Annotated in this window: 15 protein-coding genes; 12 read left to right on the top strand and 3 right to left on the bottom strand. The window is 62.5% G+C overall.

Translation table 11 applies throughout. The annotated features are described in order from the left end of the window. Positions 1-2: 2 nt before the first annotated feature. Positions 3-3107, top strand: coding sequence for a LysM peptidoglycan-binding domain-containing protein (locus ACYU7G_RS15860; RefSeq protein ID WP_461109533.1), 3105 nt, complete (start codon positions 3-5; stop codon positions 3105-3107). A gap of 86 nt (positions 3108-3193) precedes the next feature. On the opposite strand, the gene ACYU7G_RS15855 is transcribed toward ACYU7G_RS15860, so the two are convergent. From ACYU7G_RS15855 to ACYU7G_RS15845, 3 genes are read right to left on the bottom strand one after another with little or no spacing between them, the layout of a single operon-like run. Next, the gene (locus ACYU7G_RS15855; protein ID WP_461109636.1) at positions 3194-3652 is read right to left on the bottom strand and encodes a barstar family protein; all 459 of its coding nucleotides are present in this window, start codon (positions 3650-3652) and stop codon (positions 3194-3196) included. A 59-nt stretch (positions 3653-3711) separates the two neighbouring features. Further along, complete coding sequence (locus tag ACYU7G_RS15850; protein WP_461109531.1) at positions 3712-3852, bottom strand: ribonuclease domain-containing protein; 141 nt, start codon at positions 3850-3852, stop codon at positions 3712-3714. A gap of 20 nt (positions 3853-3872) precedes the next feature. Beyond that, positions 3873-4394 carry a hypothetical protein gene (locus ACYU7G_RS15845; protein WP_461109529.1) on the bottom strand — a complete coding sequence of 174 codons (522 nt, stop codon included), beginning with the start codon at positions 4392-4394 and terminating at the stop codon, positions 3873-3875. A gap of 78 nt (positions 4395-4472) precedes the next feature. Between ACYU7G_RS15845 and ACYU7G_RS15840 the strand changes: the two genes are divergently transcribed. The 11 genes from ACYU7G_RS15840 (at position 4473) to ACYU7G_RS15790 (ending at position 22762) form a co-directional block, all read left to right on the top strand. Then, positions 4473-7772 (top strand): RHS repeat-associated core domain-containing protein, encoded by a 3300-nt coding sequence (locus ACYU7G_RS15840; protein WP_461109527.1) that lies wholly within the window; start codon positions 4473-4475, stop codon positions 7770-7772. Further along, a complete protein-coding gene (locus ACYU7G_RS15835; RefSeq protein ID WP_461109525.1) occupies positions 7769-8290 on the top strand; it encodes a HEAT repeat domain-containing protein in 522 nt (173 codons plus the stop codon). The genes ACYU7G_RS15840 and ACYU7G_RS15835 overlap by 4 nt, the downstream gene beginning before the upstream one ends. Before the next feature lie 166 nt (positions 8291-8456). Next, positions 8457-8693, top strand: a complete 237-nt coding sequence (locus tag ACYU7G_RS15830; RefSeq protein WP_461109523.1) for a hypothetical protein — start codon at positions 8457-8459, stop codon at positions 8691-8693. Between the two features lie 662 nt (positions 8694-9355). Then, entirely contained in the window at positions 9356-10477 is a 1122-nt protein-coding gene (gene mobF, locus ACYU7G_RS15825; protein WP_461109522.1) for a MobF family relaxase, read from the top strand. Next, positions 10366-14685: an AAA family ATPase gene (locus ACYU7G_RS15820; RefSeq protein WP_461109634.1), complete on the top strand. Its 4320-nt coding sequence runs from the start codon at positions 10366-10368 to the stop codon at positions 14683-14685. The genes mobF and ACYU7G_RS15820 overlap by 112 nt, the downstream gene beginning before the upstream one ends. Positions 14686-14900: 215 nt before the next feature. Further along, a complete protein-coding gene (locus ACYU7G_RS15815; RefSeq protein ID WP_461109520.1) occupies positions 14901-15932 on the top strand; it encodes a LacI family DNA-binding transcriptional regulator in 1032 nt (343 codons plus the stop codon). Between the two features lie 264 nt (positions 15933-16196). After that, a complete protein-coding gene (locus ACYU7G_RS15810; protein WP_461109518.1) occupies positions 16197-18083 on the top strand; it encodes a hypothetical protein in 1887 nt (628 codons plus the stop codon). After that, positions 18080-19357, top strand: coding sequence for a polysaccharide pyruvyl transferase family protein (locus ACYU7G_RS15805; RefSeq protein WP_461109516.1), 1278 nt, complete (start codon positions 18080-18082; stop codon positions 19355-19357). Before ACYU7G_RS15810 ends, ACYU7G_RS15805 begins: the two co-directional genes overlap by 4 nt. Positions 19358-19401: 44 nt before the next feature. Next, complete coding sequence (locus ACYU7G_RS15800) at positions 19402-20814, top strand: ABC transporter substrate-binding protein (protein ID WP_461109514.1); 1413 nt, start codon at positions 19402-19404, stop codon at positions 20812-20814. Positions 20815-20957: 143 nt separating this feature from the next. Then, the gene (locus ACYU7G_RS15795) at positions 20958-21803 is read left to right on the top strand and encodes a carbohydrate ABC transporter permease (RefSeq protein WP_461109512.1); all 846 of its coding nucleotides are present in this window, start codon (positions 20958-20960) and stop codon (positions 21801-21803) included. Continuing rightward, a complete protein-coding gene (locus ACYU7G_RS15790; RefSeq protein WP_461109510.1) occupies positions 21803-22762 on the top strand; it encodes a carbohydrate ABC transporter permease in 960 nt (319 codons plus the stop codon). The genes ACYU7G_RS15795 and ACYU7G_RS15790 overlap by 1 nt, the downstream gene beginning before the upstream one ends. Positions 22763-22885: the final 123 nt, after the last annotated feature.

The raw sequence follows: 22885 nt of genomic DNA, 5'->3' as shown, positions 1-22885 counted from the left end.
CCATGACCAACATCCTCAAAGGGGTCGGCGCCCTGCTGCTGCTCACCTCACTATTGGCCGGTCTCCCGTGGGTCCTGATCCAACTTGCCCTCCGACCGGGGTTCCTTCCATCCTGGCAACGGCTTCAGGCGGCGCTCACTTCACCCGACGATGGCCGAGTCCTGCTCGTAATCGTTTGGGTGATCGGTTGGCTGACCTGGGTGGCGTTGGCAGTGCTTGTCGCTGTGGAACTCGTCGCGGCGTTGCGCAGAGTGCGGGCTCCTCGGATACCGGCATTGGCGGTCCTGCAAGGCCTCGTTCACAGCCTCCTTGCGACGGCAGCAGTGCTTTTCATCACGGCCCCCCTCGTGGCTGCGCCACCAGTGGCGGCAGAAACCACGCAACCCGTCGACAACAGCAACACCCAAACTGCCACCGCCATCCAAGAATCAGCCGGGGATACCAACCCAACAACCCTCATTGTCGCTCCGGGCGGCAGCCTTTGGGCCTATGCCGAGGAGCATCTCGGTGACGGAAACCAGTGGCCACGAATCTATAGCCACAACAAGGGCCAACGACAGGCCGACGGAGGAGCACTCACCGATCCCAACACCCTCCACCCCGGATGGATCCTCAAGATCCCGCCATCTCAACCCAACGCCGATCTAGCCGACCAGAGTGGGAAGATTCGTGTGACCGTCTCCCCGGGCGATACCCTCTGGGATCTGGCACAGGACCACTTGGGTGATGCAAACAGGTGGCCGGAGATCTACGACCACAACCAAGGCGTCGTTCAGGCTGACGGAAGTCAACTGGGAGACCCTGACCATATTGAGCCGGGATGGATCCTGACCATCCCCGCCACAGGCTCACCGAGCACGGACACAAGCCACGGCTCCGACACTGACATTTCCACGACCGTGACCGCCCAACCGAGAGCGAACGAGAACCCCCAACAAGAGGCGAGCCCCGAGCCCAAGGCGCTCGACCAGCCGAACCAACCAGCAGGCCAGCCGACCTCGCCAGCAACAGCCACCCCAGCGCCACCGCCGTCACAGGAACCAGACCGCTTGGCCGAACCCGACGGCCTGGAAGACGAGGCCCATCGGGCACCGTCCTGGCAGGTCGCCGGGCTGCTCGGGGCCGGCACGCTCCTCGGCGCCGGGATCTTCACGGCACTGCAGCTTCGACGAAAGGACCAGTTCCGGCAGAGGCAACCAGGACTGACCATCGCCACCCCCGACCCCGTGGTGGCGCCCATCGAAATGACAACCACCATCGCTGCTGGGCTCTCACGACACCGCCTTGAGCGTGTGGATGAGGTCCTGCGCCGCATCACTGCCGTCAGCGAATTTGTACCGGTCGTCACGGCGGTGCGAGTCGGCCAAGACGGCACCATCACCCTGCAAGCCCGGGAACAACTCTTGGAGCCTTGGGAGCCCGTGGCCGGCGGCTGGTCCTTGCCGTCAGATGTTGATCTGGAGGTGGTCGGTGCTACGTATCCCGACCAGCCGGCGCCGTACCCGCTTCTGGTCACAGTCGGGGCCGATGACGACGGCAACAGTTGGCTGCTGAACCTCGAAGCGTTGGGCATCCTCGAGGTCGGTGGCGATGACATCATGCGGCAAGATTTCATCCGCTACATCGCAGCGGAACTTGCGGTGAATCCATGGGCCACCACCGTCCAAGTCGCCTGCCTGGGCATCGCCAGCGAAACCATTCCCATGGCCCCAGAACGCTTCACCACCCAAGTCGAGCACGTCACCCAGCTCGCCGCAGCAAACATCGACCGTGCCCACCGAGCCAACACCGATGCAGCCACCGGAAGAGCACACCAGCTTGAAGACGAAGCATGGCCAGCAACCGTGGCCATCACCAACAACACGAGCCACACTCAAGAACTCGGACAGCTCATCGAAGGCGACCCGCATGCCAGCGGATCGGTCATCGTCGCATGCAGCGACGACTCCGAAGGGCTCCACATCGCCAGCTCCGGACGCATCACCGGCCTAGGGCTGGACCTGATCGCGGTCGGCCTTACTACCGACGAGGCGGCCGGCTGTGCAGCACTCCTCGCCGCTGCCGCCGACCTCCAACCCGGAGCACCGGTCCCCGCCGCTGACCACCTGACCGACCAGGCCGGCAACCTGCTCCCAGAAGTCACAGTCGCACGAGACAACGATTCGGACGACTACACCGAACCACTCCTGCCCGAACCCGACGAGGACTACATCGCCGTGGCGCCAGTCACCGCCACCGACCTCCAACTCCTGGCCCCCAGAACACACACGCAAGTTGCGCAGGAGATCCTCAACCGAGACCCGCACCTCGACCGTGACGTCGAGGCTTGGTTCTCGCCGAACTGCCCGCTGCCGCGCCTCACATGGCTCGGCCCGGTCAAAGCACGCTGCCACGGAACGCCCCCAACCAAGTCCAGGGCCTACTACACCGAAGTCCTCTCCTACCTCGCAGCACACCCCGACGGCGTCACCAACGACCAGATCGTCGACGCCTTCAACATCACCCCACAACGAGCACGCACCGTCATCTCCAACCTTCGCCAGTGGGTCGGCACCAATCCCACCACCGGAGAACCCCACATCCCCGACGCCAAGAACTCACCCCAAGCCATCGAAAGGGGAGTGGGACTGTACCTAGTCCAAAACCTCCTCATCGACGCAGACCTCTTCCGCCGCCTACGAACCAGAGCACAAGCCAGAGGCAAAGCAGGAATCGTCGATCTGGAAACAGCCCTAACACTCGTCACCGGCACCCCGTTCGAGCACCTCCGACCAGCAGGCTGGTCATGGCTCACCGCAGGAGACCGCATCGATCACCACATGACATGCGCCATCGCCGACGCCTCACACACACTGGTAACCCACCATCTTGAGAAGAACGATCAAAACGCAGCACGGCTAGCAGCCGAGGTCGCGTTGGCCGCGTGTCCCGAGTCCGAGACCGCGATCCTCGACCTAGACGCGATCATGCATCAAGATGGTGACACGCAGGGAGCGAGTCAGCGCCTCAGGGAAACGATCAATCGATCAGCAGTGGACGCTCCCATTGATGTGAGTTCTCGGACTAGGCAGCTGCTCCAGTTGAGGCGGTACATCGATACTGGGTGAGATCCGAGCCATTCTCACCGGCCCCTACTTCAGGTTTGGTCGGCGTCCGGTCGGGCACCGAGCTGCCGGACATGCCAAGGGTTGATTCAGCGCTCGCCCGGATTACGAGTCTCCAACCCCGATATTGCCCACCGTTCTGCTGCCCTCTCCAACGAACGAGATTTCCCCACGAGCACGGTGTGAAATGGAACACTTGGACGGTCCCACGCCTCTCCGAGAGCAATGGGGCTGCTCCACGACTCCGCAGCGTGGGCCAGTGAGTTGGCGAACCAGCCAAAGACTGATTCCAATTCATCGCGGAGCACCTCTTCAGGCTCAGTAATTGCTACTACGTACCCGCGACCACTCGGGAGGTTCTCCAAATCTCGTATACATTCATCAAAGGCGTCTCGATTCTCACCAAAGTATGGCGGGAACTGGAGAGCAGCTGAGAACTCGTCGAAGAGTCCGCTACGCGTTCTCATCTTCCGCCCCCGCACGAGTCTAGCCGAAAAGCCGGCATTGACCCAATCAAGTACGACAGGTCCAATTGATCGAGGCGACATATCAAGCACCACTGGCCTTGGGTCACCATTCAGCTCGTCGAGGATTTTCATGGGGATCACTAGTTCGGCCCTCGCATCGTGACAAAACTCTCATAATGGTCTCTTGTGTAATACGCAGACCCGTCGCTGCCCGTCACCAATCGCTCCATTCCGCGCGGACCGGCATCCTGAGGATAGAGGTCCCACTTCAACTGCCTCACCTCAAAGGTGAGAAGCCGCCCTAGAGGTCCCCTTCAGCCGCATCTCTCCGAAGTGCCTCGCTGTCGCTGGCCAGAGCCAACTGGTGAATCTCTTGCGATGCGGATTTCAGCCCAAGAGAGCGAGCAAGCTGCGCCATCGTAGAGAACGCACGCTCATCTTCACCGCTCGACTGCAGATATCGGATCATGAGGGCCGGGGCGACCCGCTCCAGATCCTCATGGTGAATGCGCCCTAGCAAATCGCCGATCTGAGCGAATGCCCACTCAGTATCGGCCCATGGAATCAGATCCTCGAGCATCAATTTTGTGAAGAATGGGTCCTGGTTCTTCAAGAATGAGAGCACGTCCTGTGACGGGAAGGTAGGAGCCATGCGCTTGAGTTCGCCGACTGTTGCTTCCGGATCTGCATAGAGAATCGGCCCCAAGGGGCGGAGGCCGTCCATCGCCTTCACCACCTCGTCAATGGCCCATCTCACGTCAGGGTGCCCTTGCGGCTTAGGAGAACTCATCTCTGTCACCTCTTCTTTCCAGCTCGTTCCCACGGCAGGGACTGCATGATGCCGTTGAAGTCATCAACGGTCATTGGTTCTGTTGGATAATATGTCACGTGCCATGCCGATGTGGCGGCTCACACAGATCCGCGACGAAGCCGGCGGCCGGCGATCACCAGCAGCCAGTGGGGCAAGACCACCACCGCTTTCGACACCTACGGCCGCGCCACCAGCAGCACCGTGCACACCTCCGCAGCCGACACGGTCGGACGGACCAACACAACCGTCTACAGCCCCGCCACGGGTGGACCAGTCACCGGTGTCACCATCACCAACCCATTGGGTCACACCGAAACCACAACGTTCAACCTTGACGGCCAAGTCATCAAGGAAGTCGACACCTCTGGCCGCACCACCGAAGCAACCTACGACGCGCTGGGCCGCGTCTCCGCAGTTTGGGAACCCGGCTTCCCCAGAACCGGACCGGCTACCCGAAACCACAGCTACACCACCAGCCTCACCGGGCCCGACACCGTCACCACCAAAACCACCACCGCAATCTCGGGCACCACACCGACCCAGCAGACCAGCATTGAGCTCTATGACGCGATGGGTCAACTGATCCAGACCCAAACCCAAGCCGTCGGTTCCGGGCGGGTGGTCGATGACGTCTTCTACGACTCCCACGGCTGGCCGATCCGTACCAACAACCACTGGTACACCACCGGGACCCCCTCGACGACACGGATCACCACCAACGACACAGGTGTGGACTCCCGAACCGTTACCCAGTACGACGGCCTGGGAAGGGCAACAGCCGTGATCGACTACACCGGCCTTACAGAGACCCGCCGCACCCGCACCGTCCACGGCGGCGACCGGACCACAGTGTTCCCACCCACCGGCGGCCCGATCCAGGCAACCATCGTCGACGGGCTGGGTCAGACCCGCCGCCTGCTGGAGTACACCACCGCACCGACCATCTCCGGCAACACCGTCACCGGAGGCGCATTCAAAACCACCCAGTACACCTACGACCCCCTCGGCCAACTCAAAACCATGACCGACCCCACCGGAGCGGCATGGTCGTGGACCTACGACCTGGCCGGGCGCCGCACCCAAACCGTAGATCCCGACACCGGCACCACCAACTTCACCTACAACCACGCCGGCGACAAACTAACCAGCGTCGACGCCCGCGGCACCGCAGGAACCCTGAAGTACACCTACGACAACCTCGGCCGCACAACCAAACTCGTCGGCGGTGTCGGCGACAAAACCCTCGCCCAATGGACCTGGGACACGCTGAAGCCCGGAATGCTCACCGAATCCCGCTCCTACGTCGACGGGAACACCACCAACGCATACATCCAGAAAGTCACCGGCTACGACACCTACGCACGCCCAACCGGGCATGCGACCGTGATCCCAGCCAGCGAAACCGGACTGGCGGGCACATACAGCACCTCGCTCACCTACACCCCGACCGGGCAAGTCAAAACCCAAACCCTCCCGGCGCTGGGTGGGCTACCGGCCGAGACCATCACCCGCACCTACAACGCCCAAGGCCTCCCGCACGCGACCACTGGCACCAACCAGTACGTCAACTCCGTCACATACACACCGTTCGGGACACCCTCACAGGTCGTCGGCCGCGAGAACAACACCCTCATCCACACCACCAACTACGACCCCGAAACCCTGAAGATCGCCTCCACCGCCCTCAACGGTCAAACCACCAGACCCCAGATCGTCAAGGACACCCTCACCCGGAACAAGGCCGGGATGATCACACGCACCACCACCGAGATGAACTACAACAACCCGGCTGCGGTGCGAACCATGTGCTACAACTACGACACCCGAGCCCGCCTCAGCCAAGCCTGGACATCGCTCGACAACTGCGCCACAGCCCCAACCAGCACCAACAGCAACGTATTCGGCTTTCTGCCGATCTGGTACCAGTGGACCCACAACGACGCCGGCGTCCGAACCAAACAAACCCAGAACAAACTCCCCACCCACACCAACCCCACCATCACAACCACCCACACCCTCGGCGTCACCGGACACGCCCACGCCACCAAAACCGAAACCACAACCACCACAGGCGCGGCCACAACCACCACCAACTACACCTACGACGCGACCGGAAACACCACCAAAACAGTCACCGGCACCACAACAGAAACCCTCACCTGGGACGCCCTCGGCAAACTCACCACCACAACCAAATCCGGCGCAACCACCAGCTACATCCGCGACGCCAACGGCGACATCCTCCTACGCAAAGACCCCGGCGGCACAACCGCCTACACCGCCGCAGGAGAAGTACGACTAACCGGAACCACCACCAAAACCGGAACCCGCACCTACACCCACAACGGACAAACCATCGCCCAACGCGTCGGCAACACCACCCTCCAAGCCCTCTACACAGACCGCAACGGCACCGCCACCGTCGCACTCACCTGGAGCAACCTCGCCGAATCCAAATGGCAGTTCCAAGACCCCTACGGCAACCCCATCTACGGCGGCGGCATCGGCACCTGGTCAACAGACCACAAATTCCTCAACCTACCCACCGACCCCACCACCGGCTACGTCCAAACCGGCGCCCGACTCTACAACCCCAAAAACGGACGCTTCCTATCCGTCGACCCACTCCTCGACCCCACCACCCCCCAACTCCTCAACGGCTACAGCTACACCGCCAACGACCCCATCAACACCTCCGACCCCACCGGACTCGACTTCCGCATCGCAAACACAGACACCAACTCCGGAACCGGGGACGCGCCACGGGCAACTCAAGTGAGGCGCGCAAAATCCAAGGCGGTTGCAGTGCCAATCGAGGAGACCCTCCGGATTGGAATCGTTGTCCCCCCGGGCCTCGGCGCGGGAATGGCCACTCGAGGGCGGTCTTCGCTCGATGCGATCCGCAACGGAGAATTTGCATCGTTCGGTCGAGCTCTCGCGGGGTTGGAGAAGGTCACTCGGGTGCTCGATACAGCATCCTCCCTCACAAACAAGTCGGATGAAGACGACATCGAGTTGTACTATCGGGGCATGACCAAGGAACAGTTCGCACTACTGCAACGGACCGGTAAGCTGCAGGCGACGAGCGAGACTTTCATTTCTCCGAGCAAGCAATATGCCGGCAAGTATGCACAACAACCAGACGAAGTTTTGGTTGAGTTGCGCGTCAAGGCTGGGACCAAATCTCAACTGGAAGGCATGGGAGTTCGCGATAAGTCATTCGAGGCTATGGCGCATTACCCGATGATGCCGACCGTGCCAACTGGCTGGACTACAAGAGATCTGGCGTACTTCAAGTACGAGTTCCCGAACATGAACATAGGGCTGGGCAGGAGCGGCGCTTTGAGGATATTTAATGACAATTTGGTCAGCTGGGAGGAAGTGAAGTGACTCCGGAGCAGGTTGCGCTCATCCACGGACTTGTCCATATTGGCACCCCTTCAGCACCGAGGGTTTCTCCTGAGGAGTTCCTGAAGGGTTGGCCGGCGGACGACGGCTCTGCGCTCGCGGCGGAGTTGCTGACGTCAGCGATCGGCAACTCTGACGCCTATCTGGTTGAAGCCGCCCTGACCGTGGCATTCACCTTCGGGCTCTCGAACACGATGGTCGAACCGTTGTCACTGCTGGTGGGTGCCCATTGGCACACCGCCCACGAAGGCGTGGTACGTGCGCTGACAGAGTTGGCGGATCCAGCATCGACTGGTGCGCTATGGCTGGCAACACAGATTGTGCCGGAGTACCTCCAACACAACGAGACACGTGTTCTCGCTGTAGAGGCCATCCACGGTCTAGCTGCCGTGGACTCGCCCGTCGCCCGGGCCGCACTGCGATCCTTGGTTTCGAATCCAGACCCGAACATCCAGTGGGCTCTCGGGCACGTTGGACATCGACCCAATCAGGGCTCCTGAGGACTGCTTCATTGGGAGTCGTCAATCGCGTTGAAGGTAACGGTCGGAGCGCGTACTGGCACAACGGAACCGTCGACATCCGAAATCCCACTGCCGTCGACGGGGGGACCGCGTTCCGGCCGACCAACGGCTACGACTACTTCCTGAATCTGAAATGAGGCACGCGATGAAGATCCTTCGCCCAGACTCGCCGTGGATCGGCGACGAAGAGGTCGCCGACGATGAGTTGGTCGTCGTGACGACCCGTGACGAGCTCGCGACCATGGCCGGCGCGCTCAACGAAGCGCTCGAGGCCGTCGATGAGTGGGAGTTTGACACGCGGCTTGGCGTCACGCCTGAGCAAGCCAGAACGCTTCGGGATCGGCTCAACGACGTCCTACGAGCGGCATACCGGCCGGAGTAGGGATCGGGTCTGCCGCACCACACGGTGACATCTGCTCTGGTTTACCTCCAGTGATGGGCCGAGGCGTCGCGATCCACTGGCGCCAATCCCGGGAGCCGTTCTGCGGCTCCTTGTGGCGAGTGTTGAAGATCGTCGAGACCAGTCCGTGCCGCCAGTGAGTTCTTCCGCGAGCACGCAACCACCGTAATGGATCAGTTCAACGTCATCGGCGCCCCCTCTTGGGCGACATCCGCTATGTGCACGACGAGTGAGTTATCAGTCGTGCGTGTCCACCCGTCATGCGGTTGGCTCAGCGCTCATGCTCCCGCCTGCATGGCTTCGAACATCGGGGTCCAGCCCACACCTTTCACCATCACAGACGCGATCATTCCAACGGATTAGCTAGGAGGAGGCGTTCTGAGTGGCAATCCGGAAGCAGACAGTGCAGGTCAGGTTGAGCTCGGTTGGGTAGACGCGCGTGACCTCAGGAGCACAGCCTTGGATCGTGAGACCGGAGTGCAAGAGGTGTGTGGCACTTCATCGGCGAGGGGGTACGTTCCGTCGTTGGTGTGTGGGCGAGGGGATCGGTTGGTTGGGTTGCTGGGTTCGTGGAGTTTCCGGGTTGGGTCGTGTTTTCCGGGTGAGTGTGTGCTGTAGGGGTTGGTGAGTGGGATGTATCTGGTGTGGTTGCATCTGTTCACAAGCTCACGGCGGGGTCGGGGTATGACTACCTGACTCGGCAGGTTGCTGCCCTGGATTCGACGGAGAAGGGTCACACGACGCTGGCGTCGTACTACATGGAGAAGGGCGAGGTCCCTGGTTCTTGGTTGGGCAGTGGTGTGGCTGGGTTGGGGGAGCCGGCGGTGGGGGATCGGGTCACTGCTGAGCAGATGCGGGCTCTGTTCGGTGGTGGTTTCCATCCGAACATGGCAGCCAGGTTGGCGGCGCTATCGTTGGACGCGACGGAGGCTCAGATCCGGGAGGCGTCGAGGTTGGGGAATCCGTTCAAGGTGCAGCCTGCGGTGACCGGGTTCCAGAAGGAGGTCGCGGTCTGGTGCAGCCAGTGGCAAGCCTCGCATGGTGGGGTGGAGGTTCCGGTTGGGGTGAAGGCGGAGATCCGGAACCAGATCGCAGCCGAGGGGTTCAGGAAGCGGCTGGGGCGGGCGCCGAGTGGGTTGGAGTTGGCGACTGAGGTGGCCAGGTTGTCGAGGGATCCGTCGATGGCTTGTGCGGGTTATGACGTGACGTTCACGCCGGTGAAGTCGGTGTCGGCGTTGTGGGCGGTTGCTCCGTTGGGGTTGGCGGCCAGGATCGAGGAGGCGCACAACGCTGCGGTGGCGGATGCGTTGCGGTTCTTGGAGGGGCATGCGCTGTTCACGAGGGCTGGTGCGGGTGGGGTTCGGCAGTTGGATGTGCGGGGGCTGGTTGCGGCTGCTTTCGTGCACCGGGACTCGCGGGCTGGGGATCCGAACCTGCACACCCATGTTGCGATCGCGAACAAGGTGCAGACTTTGGATGGGCGTTGGTTGGCGATCGACGGTCGGCTGATCTTCAAAGCGATGGTGGCGGTGTCGGAGACCTACAACACCCAGCTGGAAGCTCACCTCGCCGGTCTGGGGGTCAGGTTCACCGAACGGCCGGGGGAGATGTTGGGAAGCGGCCGGTTCGGGAGATCGTTGGTGTGCCTGCGGGGTTGTTGGCTCGGTGGTCGTCGCGTAGGGCTGCGATTGAGGCGAGGCAGGAGGTGTTGGCTGCCCGGTTCCAGGGCAGTCATGGTCGGCCTCCAACTCCGGGTGAGGCGTTGAAGTTGGCGCAGCAGGCGACGTTGGAGACTCGTGACGCCAAACATGAACCTCGCTCCATAGCGGAACAGCGCAGCGCCTGGCACCGTGAAGCGGCGGCGGTGCTGGGGGAGGCCGGTATCGCTGCCATGGTCGATGAGGCAACCTCAGGTCCTGTACGCGTCTCGAGTTTGTCGGCGGGTTGGTTGCCGGCGATGGCTCGTGAGGTGGTGGCTGCGGTGGAGTCGTCCAGGGCGACGTGGCAGGTGTGGCATTTGCGGGCTGAGGCGTCGAGAAGGGTCAGGGAGCACGCGTCGGATCCGGTGGTGGTGGAGCGGCTGACCATGGAGTTGGTGCGGGAATCGGTGGGGTTGTGCCTGCCGCTGGATGAGGTCCGCGGTGACGGGGTGGTGGAGCCGTTGGTGTTGCGGCGTCGGGACGGGGCTTCGGTTTACACGGTTGCTGGGGCTGCCCGTTTCACCTCTAGGGCGGTGGTTGCTGCCGAGGGCAGGATCCTCGAGTTGGCAGGTCGCGGGGATGGGCGGCGGATCGGTGAGCAGTTCGTGTCGTTGGCGCTGCTGGAGTCCGTGGCCAATGGTGTCTCGCTGAATGCGGGTCAGGCGAATTTGGTGCGCCAGATGGCTACCAGCGGTGCCCGGGTGCAGCTGGCATTGGCGGCTGCCGGGTCGGGGAAGACCACTGCTTTGCGGGTGTTGGCTGCTGCGTGGCGAGACAGTGGCGGGAATGTCATCGGGTTGACGCCGTCGGCGGTGGCGGCGGGGATCTTGCGGGAGCAGGTTGATGATGCGACCACGGTTGCCAAACTCGTCTGGGATCTCGACCACCCCACCAGCGACAGCATTGCGGGGCGGATCGGGGCGGACACGATGGTCGTGATCGATGAGGCTGGCATGACCGACACCCACTCCTTGGCGCGTGTGATCGACCACGTCATCGCACAAGGGGGGTCTGTGCGGCTGGTTGGGGATGATCAGCAACTGGCGGCCATCAGTGCTGGGGGAGTGCTGCGTGACATCGCCCACACCCATGGTGCGGTGGAGTTGTCGGAGTTGATGCGGTTCCAGGACCGGGCCGAGGCTGCCGCCTCGCTGGCGCTGCGGGAAGGCCGCCCGGAGGCGCTCGGCTTCTACCTCGACGAAGGCCGCATCCATGCCGGCACCGCCGAAACCAGCATCGAGACCGCATTCAACGACTGGGTTCAAGACCAGGCGCGGGGCAAGGATTCCCTGATGTTGGCCGGCTCCAACGAGGCCGTTGGAGAACTCAACCGAAGAGCCCGCGAACACCGCATCGCAACCCATAACCAGAAGGGGCCGGCGGTGGCCTTGGCTGATGGGAACCAGGCATCGGTCGGGGATCTGATCGTCACCAGACTGAATGATCGGCGATTGGCGTTGTCGGGGACGGATTGGGTCAAGAATGGTGACCGCTGGACCATCCAGAACATCACTGCCGACGGTGGTCTCGAGGTTCGCCACCGAAACACCGGACTGACCACACACCTCCCGGCCGGGTATGTGGCAGCTCACACCCAGCTCGGCTACGCCGTCACCATTCACACCGCCCAAGGCGTCACGGTCGACATTACGCGCGGGGTGTTGACGGGAGCTGAATCGCGGCAGCAGCTCTACGTGATGGCCACCCGTGGCAAAGAGGCCAACCACATCTACCTACCGGTGGTTGGGGATGGCGATGAGCACAGCGTCCTGCACCCCACCACTCTTCGCCCCTTAACGGTCGGTGACGTGCTTGAGACCGTGTTGGCCCGCGACGGCGCCGCCCGCTCCGCCACCACAGAATCCCGGGAAACGGCCGACCCAAGACAGCAACTAGGCCGCGCGGTCGCGCGCTACCAAGACGCGCTCCACGTCGCCGCCGAACACATCACCCCAACCGCCACCATCAAGGACCTCGACAGAAAAGCAGATGAACTCCACCCAGGGCTCTCAGCCTGTCCGGCATGGCCCACCCTGCGCGCGATGCTGATCCTCGGCGCCGTCGACGGGCGAGATCCAGTTGCTGCGTTGCGGGAAGCAGTCGATGCACGCGAACTCGACACCGCCCACGACCCCGCAGCCGTCCTCGCCTGGCGCATCCACACCCCAACCACCCAAGGACCCTTACCCTGGCTCCCAGACATCCCAGCCCGATTGGCCGCACACCCCGACTGGGGGCCCTACCTGCAGAAGAGAGCAGGCCTCATCAAAGACTGCACCGACGAACTCCGAACCGCAGCACCAGCCGGCCGACCGGCTTGGGCGCTCCCCGGGCAGAAGCTAACCCAAAGCCTGATCAGCGATGTGGAAACCTGGCGCGCCGCAACCAGCGTCGAAGCCACCGACAGGCGCCCCACCGGACCCACACCCCTCGGCGGAGCAGCCAAGGCCTGGAAGCACGGCCTCGACCGTCGCCTCAATCCCGGCATCCCAGGGATCTGGGCAGACCTACTGACCGACATCCACCCCAACATCCACAACGACCCATACGCGACCGCACTGACCCACCGCATCGCGGCACTCCACAACAGCGGCGTCCCGATCTCCCAACTCCTCGCCGAAGCAGCCACAGACGGACCCCTACCCGCCGACCATCCAGCCGCGGCCCTGTGGTGGCGACTCTCACGCCACCTCCAACCAAACCAGACAACCACCAACACCACACAGCCAGCCGCAGCCATGGAATGGGAGGCTCAGCTCCACGCTCTGGTAGGAAACTCCGGCGTGGTTGAGCTTGAAGGCAGCCCATGGTGGCCGTCACTGGTCGACGCAGTTAATGAGGCCATCGGGGCCGGTTGCCGGCTCGAGGAGATGTTCGCGCCACTGGACACCTCGGCCTTCGACGACCGGGCCCAAGCCTTGCTGTGGCGGGCACAACAACACCTCACGCCACCATCGCCCGAACCAGACGACGAACCCCCACACCCCGACGAGATCCCACCAGCAGGTCTCCACCTCATCGACTGGAACACCGCGCCCGACCTTGACAACGACCTCCGCCGCGCCGCCGAGCTCCGAGAACTCACCGACCCCGACACCCGCCAACTCGAGCTCGACCAGGCATTCGCTGCCGCAGACCGCTGGGCAGCCTCACCTCACACCCCCGAACGACTCATCCACATCAACGAACTCACCACAGCCTTCTACACCAACCACTTCTCGACATCATGGGCCGCCCCATACCTCCAAGACCGACTCGGTCAAGACCTCACGAAGGATGCAAGATTCCGCCCCGGGTACGCCCCACGCGGCTGGACCACACTCATTAGTCACCTCCGTGGATGCGGCATCACCGATCAGGAGATGCTCGCAGCCGGGGTCGCGAGCCTCACCAAGAGGGGCCAACTCATCGATTACTTCCGCGACCGACTCATTCTCCCCGTGATCACCGACGGTGTCGTTCGCGGGTTCGTCGGACGCCGAAACCCGGACCGCACCGATTCCCATGCAGGGCCGAAGTACCTCAACACCGCCACCACACCACTGTTCAGCAAGAGAGACATCCTCTTCGGCCAAGACCTGCTCACCGAAGGCGCAACCCCCGTCATCGCAGAGGGTCCTCTCGACGCCATGGCGTGCACCTTGGCCGGTGAAGGCCGTTACATAGGGGTGGCCCCCTTGGGTGCCAACCTCACCCAGGAACAGGCGCTTCTGCTTGGCAACTGTGACGATCCAGTAATCGCGACAGACGGAGACCTCGCTGGTGTTCTGGCCGCTGAGAACGCCTTTTGGCACCTCGCGGCATATCGCCTTGACCCAACACGAGCGGCCATCCCTGAAGGCTCCGACCCTGCAGAAGTCGTCAGAACCGACGGCCTGCGAAGGCTTTATGAACTCCTCCGAAGCGCCGTCCCTCAAGCCGACCAGATGAGTCAAGAACGCGTAGCCTCCTTGGGGGCCGATGAAGCCGTCAGGGACCAGATCGAGATCCTTGCGGCCAGACCTGGCCGACACTGGACGGAGTCCGACAACCTCCTATTCCGGTCAGGCGCAGGCGTCGCTGTGCTGAAGCACGAACTTCTCGGGTCGGCCACGGCATGGACGACGACGCCTCTCTCGGCCTCGAGAGAGGCCCTTGAACAAACCCGCAAGCTTCGGCAGAGACTGCATCAATCCTCAGCACGGCATACTCGCTCGGGAATCCCAGCAGCGGAGCAACGAGTTGCAAGAATGACACGAGCCCGTCCCGCCTCGGGGCCGTATCCAGCTCTTTAACCCTGGATCGTAGTTCCAGACGGTAGATCCCAAGGAGGCGGGTTGTTGCGGGCGTGGTTCAGCCCAAGGCGCTCTCGGTCAGCCATGAAGTTTCGACCGGCACGCGACCCCAGGATGCGTGCCGATACTCGCGCAACACCGGTGGTTCCGCATCGGCCAGGTCCACGGTTCTGCAAAGACTCAACCGTGCGGGACTGGAGGATAGGATCAAGGCCATGGCCACGTTGAAGCAAGTAGCGGAGGCCGTCGGTGTCTCACCTTCGGTCGTCTCCGCGGTGCTGAACGGAAGTCGCCATGTCCGGATGAGTCAGGCCACGAGAGCTCAGATCCTCCTCAAGGTTGAAGAACTGGGTTATGCCCCTAATCTTGCGGCGAGGTCGTTGCGGACTTCTCGCTCGGGTGTCTTGGCGCTGGTGGCGCCGAAATTGAGCAACCCGGTGTTCGCCCCGATGTTTGACGGCATTCACGACGCGGCGGAGGAGAAGGGTTACGCGATCATGCTTGCCGAGGCAACGAGGCTGGTCCATGGATCGCAACTGCTTGAACGAATCCTCGGGCACGGTCAGGTCGACGGCACACTGCTTCGGCCGAGCTCCGACCTGGACCCAAGTTCGGTCCAGTCTGTGCTCGAGGGGAAGGCGCCCATCGTGGTGTTGGACAAGACGCCGGATACGGATCAACCTTGGGTTGCGATTGATGACGAGGCTGCGGGCAGAGTGGCTGCGGAGCATCTTCTTGCTCGTGGCCACGCCCGAATCGGATTCCTCGGGGGTTGGCTGGGGCGCCACGGTGATTTCCGTCCTGCTGAGGGATTCCGGCACAGCACTCTGCGCCGCCTTGATGGCTTCAAGGCGGCGTTGAGGGCGGCTGGTCTGGAGCCCAGTGACAAGGACGTCATTGAGTCTGACCACGGTGCGCACGCTGGCCGGGAGGCGGTTATGAACGTCCTCAAGTCCCCAGACCGTCCGAGCGCCCTAGTGGTGAACAATGCCACGACAGCGTTGGGGGTCGTGGGTGGTGCCCAGAGGGCAGGATTGCGAGTTCCGGACGACCTCGCGGTGGTCGCAATCCATGACATCGACGTGTTGGCCGATGTGACCCCGACAATCTCGAGTGTCCGGATGCCGATGTACGAACTCGGCTACCAGGGTGTGCTCCTGCTTGATCAAGCGGTTCGTGGTGAGCGTATCGATCCCATGTTGCTCGACTCTCCCCGGCCCCAGGTGATTGTTCGGGAGTCGAGCTAGAGCCCATCGGCTGCATCCCGAGCCAACTTAGGTCGGGATGGCCCACTTTCCAGCCTCCACGCATGACATCCGTTTCTGGTTGGGCCTTGCGCCCCCTAGTTTGCGATGCTACTTTGATGCAAGGTTACATCAAGCACTGGCTAGCCTCCATGAAGCGCGGCGAGACAGTGCGGGACCACACGCCATCACGTCATCGAAGGAGAGATCGTGCCCCCCGTAGACCCGACAGCTATGAAGCACCTGTCCCGCCGGACACTGCTGCGCATGAGCGCCGCAGGCCTCGCTGGCATCGCCCTTGCCCAGCGTGGTTTCACAGCGGCGGCCGACACCGTGGACGGTGTGGAACTGCCCATTCCAGACATCGACCCCTATGACATCTCGACGCTGGATCGATCGTTGTTCACACCCCAGGAGCAGAGGATCACGCAGTACTTCGTGAGTTTGGCTGCGATCGCGAACAACATGGAGGACACGGATCCGGAGACCTTGGGATGGTTCAACGGGGGATACTCGGCCTACGCTCCGGATCCGTGGAATGCCCGTAACCAGGAATCGGTGTACACGCTCGCCTTCTTCTACACCCATGAGGCTGCCTGGAACCCCTATTACCTGGATCCCGTCCTGCGGGATCACGTCTACGCGGCGATGAAGTACTACCTCCAACTGCAGGGGCCGGAAGGATGGTGGCCGGCCTACAGCTTCGACGACAAGAACCGCGCCGCCACAGGATTCGGACTCATCTACCTCGGGGAGGCCGCACTGCGGATGGAGGAGGTCGGTTGGGACCTGGAGGTCCGGAACCAGGTCCTCTCTTCCCTGCAGCGTGCCAGCGAGTACATGCTCGATCCCAGCGTTACCGATGTCTGGGAGGCCGGGTTGCGCTACGTCAACCAACTCATCGGCGCCATGTCCGGCATCTCGGCCATCATGCACCTACTGCCGCCCCATATTGAAGAGTCCTACCATGAACGCCTGGACTTCCTGGTGGCCAATGGTCAGAGCCAGGGCACCGGCTACATGTACGAGTACGCCGCCTTCGATGCCCACTACTCGCTGTACACAGGAATGCGCGACTTGGCCATCGCGTACGAGCGCACGGGAGATGACCGTTATCGTCAAATGGCGCTCAAACATCTCGACTGGTGCCAGTACAACTACCTCTGGGAACCGGACGGTGCGGGCTGGACCGTTAACGGAATCTCCTCACGCCTGTCCCAGCGCTCCCTCACAGCCCTTCGTGCCGCAGACACCAGCAACTACCCGGACCACCTCAACATCTTCAAGGAGTCCCATGTGGTTCGCGCCCTAAACTGGCATGCCGAACACCTCGCAGGCCTCCAGCAGGCCTGGGCCAAAGGCCACGTGGAGATTACACCGCTCAGTGCTGCCGGAACTGCACCCCAGAATCTCTTCCTCACTCGCGAAGAGCCTGTGTACCCAACTCTGGTCGAGCGGGAGGCAGCGATCGCCGAGTTCCCGTACTTGAAGTCGACGGCATTTGTCGAGGTGCGCTCCGACGAGCAGTTCGACGCGCATTACGCGTTCATCAGGCGTCGGGGATACTACTTCGGCAGCCACCACGGACAGGCAGCGGCTCCTCGGGTGCGGCGCGGCCCTTCATTCTTCTACCACGAGGACACTGGCGCGTTCATCGCCACCCAGATGGGCACCGACAGTGCATGGGCCACGATCCTCTCAGACGGGTACATGGACGCCAAGGTCTCCATCCGGAAGGCGGCAGGGACCTTCGACCAACGGCGGCCGTTCTCCTACACCTATGAGGACGTGGGCGGGCGAATCCAGAAGACCTTCAAGTGTCTGCCGCAGAACATCCACATCACGGTTACGACACCGACCGAGGCAGGGTTCATCGAACGGGTACCACTGGTGATCAAGGACAATGACACCGTCACGTTCCTCACGGATGAAGGCGAGGTTCCGGGTATCGGGTCAACGCTGGCCCGCGGGGTGCGTGTCAGGCGCGGCTCGAGCGTGTTCGAGCTGACGCTGGCGGACGGAGTACAGGCGAACCTGCGACTTACTCCGACCACGGTCTCGCTGTTCGGCGGCACCAGTAGGCGAGTAATCACTGAGCTCGACATCACAAGTACTGCTTCGTCCCTCAAGTACAAGGTGCAGATCGATTCATGAGCCTGACCATTCTTTTGCGGTCATCCTGGCAGAGTGTCAACATCGGCGACGTCGCCCATTCCCCTGGCGCGCTACGCGCGTTCCGACGGTGGGCTCCCGGAGCGCAACTCATTCTCTGGCCCGTTCACACGGGTGTCCGGGAGAGGGCGATGTTCGCGGACGCGTTCCCAGAAGTACGGGTTGTGGAGGGCGAACTGCTTCCCGATGGCAGCGCCACGACGCCCGAACTGACTGCCGCAGTCGAGGCAGCAGATGTCCTTGTCCACGGGTCAGCCCCTGGGATCATCCGTGGGGACGATCTACTGAACTGGTCCCTTGGCACTGGGAAACCGTTCGGCCTCTTCGGGGTGAGCGTGGACCCTCTCAGCCCCGCCTACGCTGGCACGCTGGCGGAACTTGAGGTGATGCTGCGTGAACTCGAGGGACCTGTCCTTGACCAAGGATCACTCTCAGTGCTGAATGCGGCCAGTTTCATCTACTGCCGGGACTCTCTCACCGAGGTCCTACTGCGCTCCATGGATCTCGAATGCCCCATCGTGGAGTTCGGTCCCGATGCAACATTCGCCTTTGACGTACTGGACGAGGAATCAGCTGCCGAGACACGGTCCCAGTACGGACTGGTCCCGGGACAGTACATGTGCGCCGTTCCAAGACTGCGGAGGACTCCCTACCACCAGATCAGAGGCACGCGTGCGTCCGCCGACGACCGGCTGCGGGACGCATACAACGCCTTGTGGATGGACCAGGATCTGGGTGTGCTCGCGGCGGCGATCACGACCTATGTCCGTCGCACCGGAAATCCCGTACTGATCGCACCAGAGATGGTTTATGCCATGGAACTGGCGCAGACACACCTTGTTGAGCGGTTGCCGGCGGACGTCCGAGGACTGACCCACGTCCTTCCTCGATTCTGGTCTGCCTCCGAGGCAATGACCGTCTATCGCGATGCCCAGGTGGTGGTAAGCATGGAGTGCCACTCGCCGCTGATGGCGATCAGTCAAGGCACTCCGGCGATCTACCTCCGGCAGCCCAGCGACACCATAAAGGGACGAATGTATGCCGACGTCGGAGCCGGCCACCGCACGATTGAGATCGACGACGGTCCTGCGCCCCTGATCGCCGAACTGTCACGAATCATCGATTCGCCCACACCAGCACGTCGGGAGACCGAGACGACTCGTCTGCGGGCGCACCGACGACTTGAGGCCATGGTGAAGTCCGTGGTCGCACTCACCCGACCGCGCACCGAAACTGCGGCTGTGGCCGCCAAGTAGGCGGCCGATCCGTTACCACCATCCGTCGTACAAAGGAGTTCATGATGGAAACAAGAAGAAGTGCAAAGAGCATCACCGTGTCTGCGGGCTTGGCCCTGGCGCTCCTGATCAGCGCCTGCGGGGGCTCCGATGAAGCTGATCCGGGGAGCCCCGAAAATCCCGAAACCGCCGAGACGGCTGGGATTGACCTGGAGGCGGAGGTCTCCATCACAGTCGGGAACTTGCCGCCCACGAGCGAACCCGAGAGCCGGGAGTTCTTCGAAGGGCAAGTGGCTGCTTTCATGGAGGAACATCCCAACATCACGGTCGAAGCGAGGGAGGACGTGTGGGATGTTCAGACGTTCCAGGCACAACTTGCCGCCGGCAACCTCCCAGATGTGCTGAGCGTCGCTTTCACCGAGGCAAACGCCCTGGCCGGACGACGCCAGGTCGCCGAGCTGTCCGAGGCGGCCGCAGCCGTAGGCCTCACCGACCGCCTCAACCCGGATCTCGTTGAGCTGGTGACTGATGACGAGGGCGGGATCTACGCCATCCCTACAGCTGCCCAAGCCCTCGGACTCATCTACAACCGAGACCTGTTCCAGCAAGCTGGCCTGGATCCTGACGATCCGCCGCAGACGTGGGACGAGGTGCGCGCAGCCGCGCAGCAGATCTCTCAAGAGACGGGTGCCACCGGGTTCGCCACCATGACCACCGACAACCAGGGTGGATGGATGCTGGCTGCAGGCATCTACAGCTTCGGCGGCACCGTCCAGAGCCCCGATGGCACAGAGGCGACCTTCAACGACGACCCGGCGATCGAGTACCTGAACCTCCTCAGGACGATGCGTTGGGACGACAACTCCATGGGCAACGAGTTCCTGTACAACGCCGGTGCCCTCGTCGAGGACTTCTCGGCCGGAAGCGTTGGCATGTTCATCGGGTTCTCCGGTCTGTACCGACCTGCCGTGATTCGCAACGAGATGCCGAAGGAACACTTCGGTATGGCTCCGATGCCCGTCGGAGGCGACGCCAAGCCGGCGTCACTGACTGGAGGTGTCATCCAGATCGTCAGCCCTGATACCACCCCCGAGGAACGTGCTGCAGCAGTGCGGTGGATCGACTTCTTCCACCTGAAGAAGTTCACCGACAAGGAGCAGGCGGTTCAAGAGGCCCAAGCGGCTGCTGCCTCCGGGCAAGCTGTCACGGTCCCTGAGCGTCCAGCCATCAGTCAGGAGGCCTACGACCAGTACTTCGAGTGGATCGAACCACATATCAACGTCCCCCTGGAGAACTTCAGTTCCTACATCGACGCCTTCGAATCGCAGTCTCTACTGCCGGAGCCACCAATCAAGGCACAGGAGGTCTACAGCGAACTCGACGTCGTCATCCAGCGAATCCTCACTGAGGAGGACACGGACCCGGGCGCTGCCCTTGCCGAGGCAGAGACGTCTGTGGACAGGCTTCTGGGCCGATGACTCGTCGCGGGGCCGGTGCCCGGCACGCGGCACCGGCCCCGCCGGGTGCGCAGTTGGTTGGAACAAGGAGGGAAACGCAAGTGAGAGTGGACTTGGGGCGGGGCCGTCAAGGAGCGATCCGTCGTTGGATCCTCAGTGGGGGATTGTCCAAGATCGCGTTCGCCGTACCGCTGGTCTTCATCTTCGGGTACTTCTCGTGGTGGCCAATCGTCAATGGTGTCGTGATGTCAGTCCAGTACACGAACCTGGTTGACCCGGCCGAGTTCGTCGGCTGGAGCAACTTCGCATACGTGCTCACTGATCCACTCCTACCCAAGGCGGTGGTCAACACCTTGTACTACGCGTTCCTGGCGCTTCTGCTTGGTTTCCCGATCCCGCTGTTGCTGGCAACGTTCATGGCGGAGCTGCGAGGCACTAGGCGCCTCTACAGCGTGCTGGCCTACCTGCCCGTCATCGTTCCCCCCGTGGTCGCGGTCCTGCTGTGGAAGTTCTTCTACTCTCCGGACCCGACGGGACTGTTCAACACCATCCTCGGGTGGGTCGGAGCCGGACCCTTCGCGTGGCTCAACTCGGCCGACATCGTCATGCCAGCGATCGTCCTCGAGTCCACCTGGGCCTACGCCGGCAGCACCGTGATCATCTACCTCGCTGCGCTCACCGCAGTCCAGCGCGACCTCTATGAGGCCGCCGAGCTTGACGGCGCCGGCATCATTCGACGGACCTGGCACATCACCCTTCCCCAGATCCGAGGGATCGTCCTGATCATGCTCCTCCTGCAGATAATCAACACCATGCAGGTGTTCACCGAACCGTTCATCTTCACCGGCGGTGGACCGAACAACGCGTCCACGACACTGCTCCTACTGATCTACAACTATGCATTCATCAACGGCGACTACGGCGCGGCAACCGCCTTGTCCGTGTTGCTGGCCGGGTTCCTGGGCCTGCTGTCTGCCGCCTACTTCATCGCAACAAGGAGGTTGACCTGATGTTCGGCACAGCTCTCCGCACGGCTACGACGCAGTCCTCCCAGAAGTCCCACCCGCGGGTCAGCCGCCGGGGCGCAACATTCGAGCGCGGCGCCATCTCTTTCGCCGACCGCAAAAAGCCCAGCGTGCGAATCGCGCTAGGCCTGATTCAGGCGATAATTCTCGTCGGGCTCCTCGTGGCCGCCCTCGGTCCGCTCGTGTGGCTGTTCAAGGCCTCCGTCAGCAGCACGCAGGAGGTGCTGCGTGATCCCATTGCGATCTTGGTCAACGGCGAGTTCCAATTCGGCAACTTCGTCCGTGCCTGGACCGACGTCCGGATCGGGGACTATCTCCTCAACACCGTCTGGGTGGTTCTTGGGTCCTGGGCTGCGTCGCTCATCACCTGCACCACCGGCGGCTACGTCCTGAGCGTCCTGAGACCTAAGTGGGGCCCGCTGTTGTCCGGGGCGGTGCTGGCGACACTCTTCATCCCGAACATCGTCTCGCTTGTCCCCTTGTACCTGACCGTCCTGAGGATGCCAGGTACCGGCTGGAGTCTCCTCGACACGTACTGGGCGGTCTGGCTCCCAGCGGCCGCCAGCGCTTTCCTCGTCCTGATCGTGAAGCGGTTCTTCGACCAGATCCCCGACGAACTGTTCGAAGCCGCGCGCATCGACGGAGCAGGGCCACTCCGGATCTTCTTGCTGATCGTCTTGCCTATGTCCAAGCCAATCTTGGGAGTCGTGTCCCTTTTGTCGATCATGTCCGCATGGAAGGATTATCTGTGGCCGCTCCTGGTCCTGCCCGATGTCAACCTGCAGCCGATCTCCGTCGCACTACCAAAGGTCGCCGACACCATCCCGTTGAACATCCAGATGTCGGCCATGTTCCTCGCGCTCATCATCCCCGTCGTGCTCTTCCTCGCCTTCCAGAAGCAGTTCCTCGACGGTGTCGGAAGCGCCGGGGCGGTCAAGGGATGACCAGACGCCAGCCAAGGCCGACATCCGGACGTTCCTTGAAGACGAGTGCCAGAGGCACACCACCGGTAGAGAACCGAGGCGCGGGCCAGCTTCCATGCCCCGGACGCATAGGGGCGGCTAAGT

It is taken from the genome of Tessaracoccus terricola (assembly GCF_054776555.1).
The sequence above is the reverse complement of the archived record's forward strand: the minus strand, read 5'-3'. Positions and strand labels throughout refer to the sequence as shown.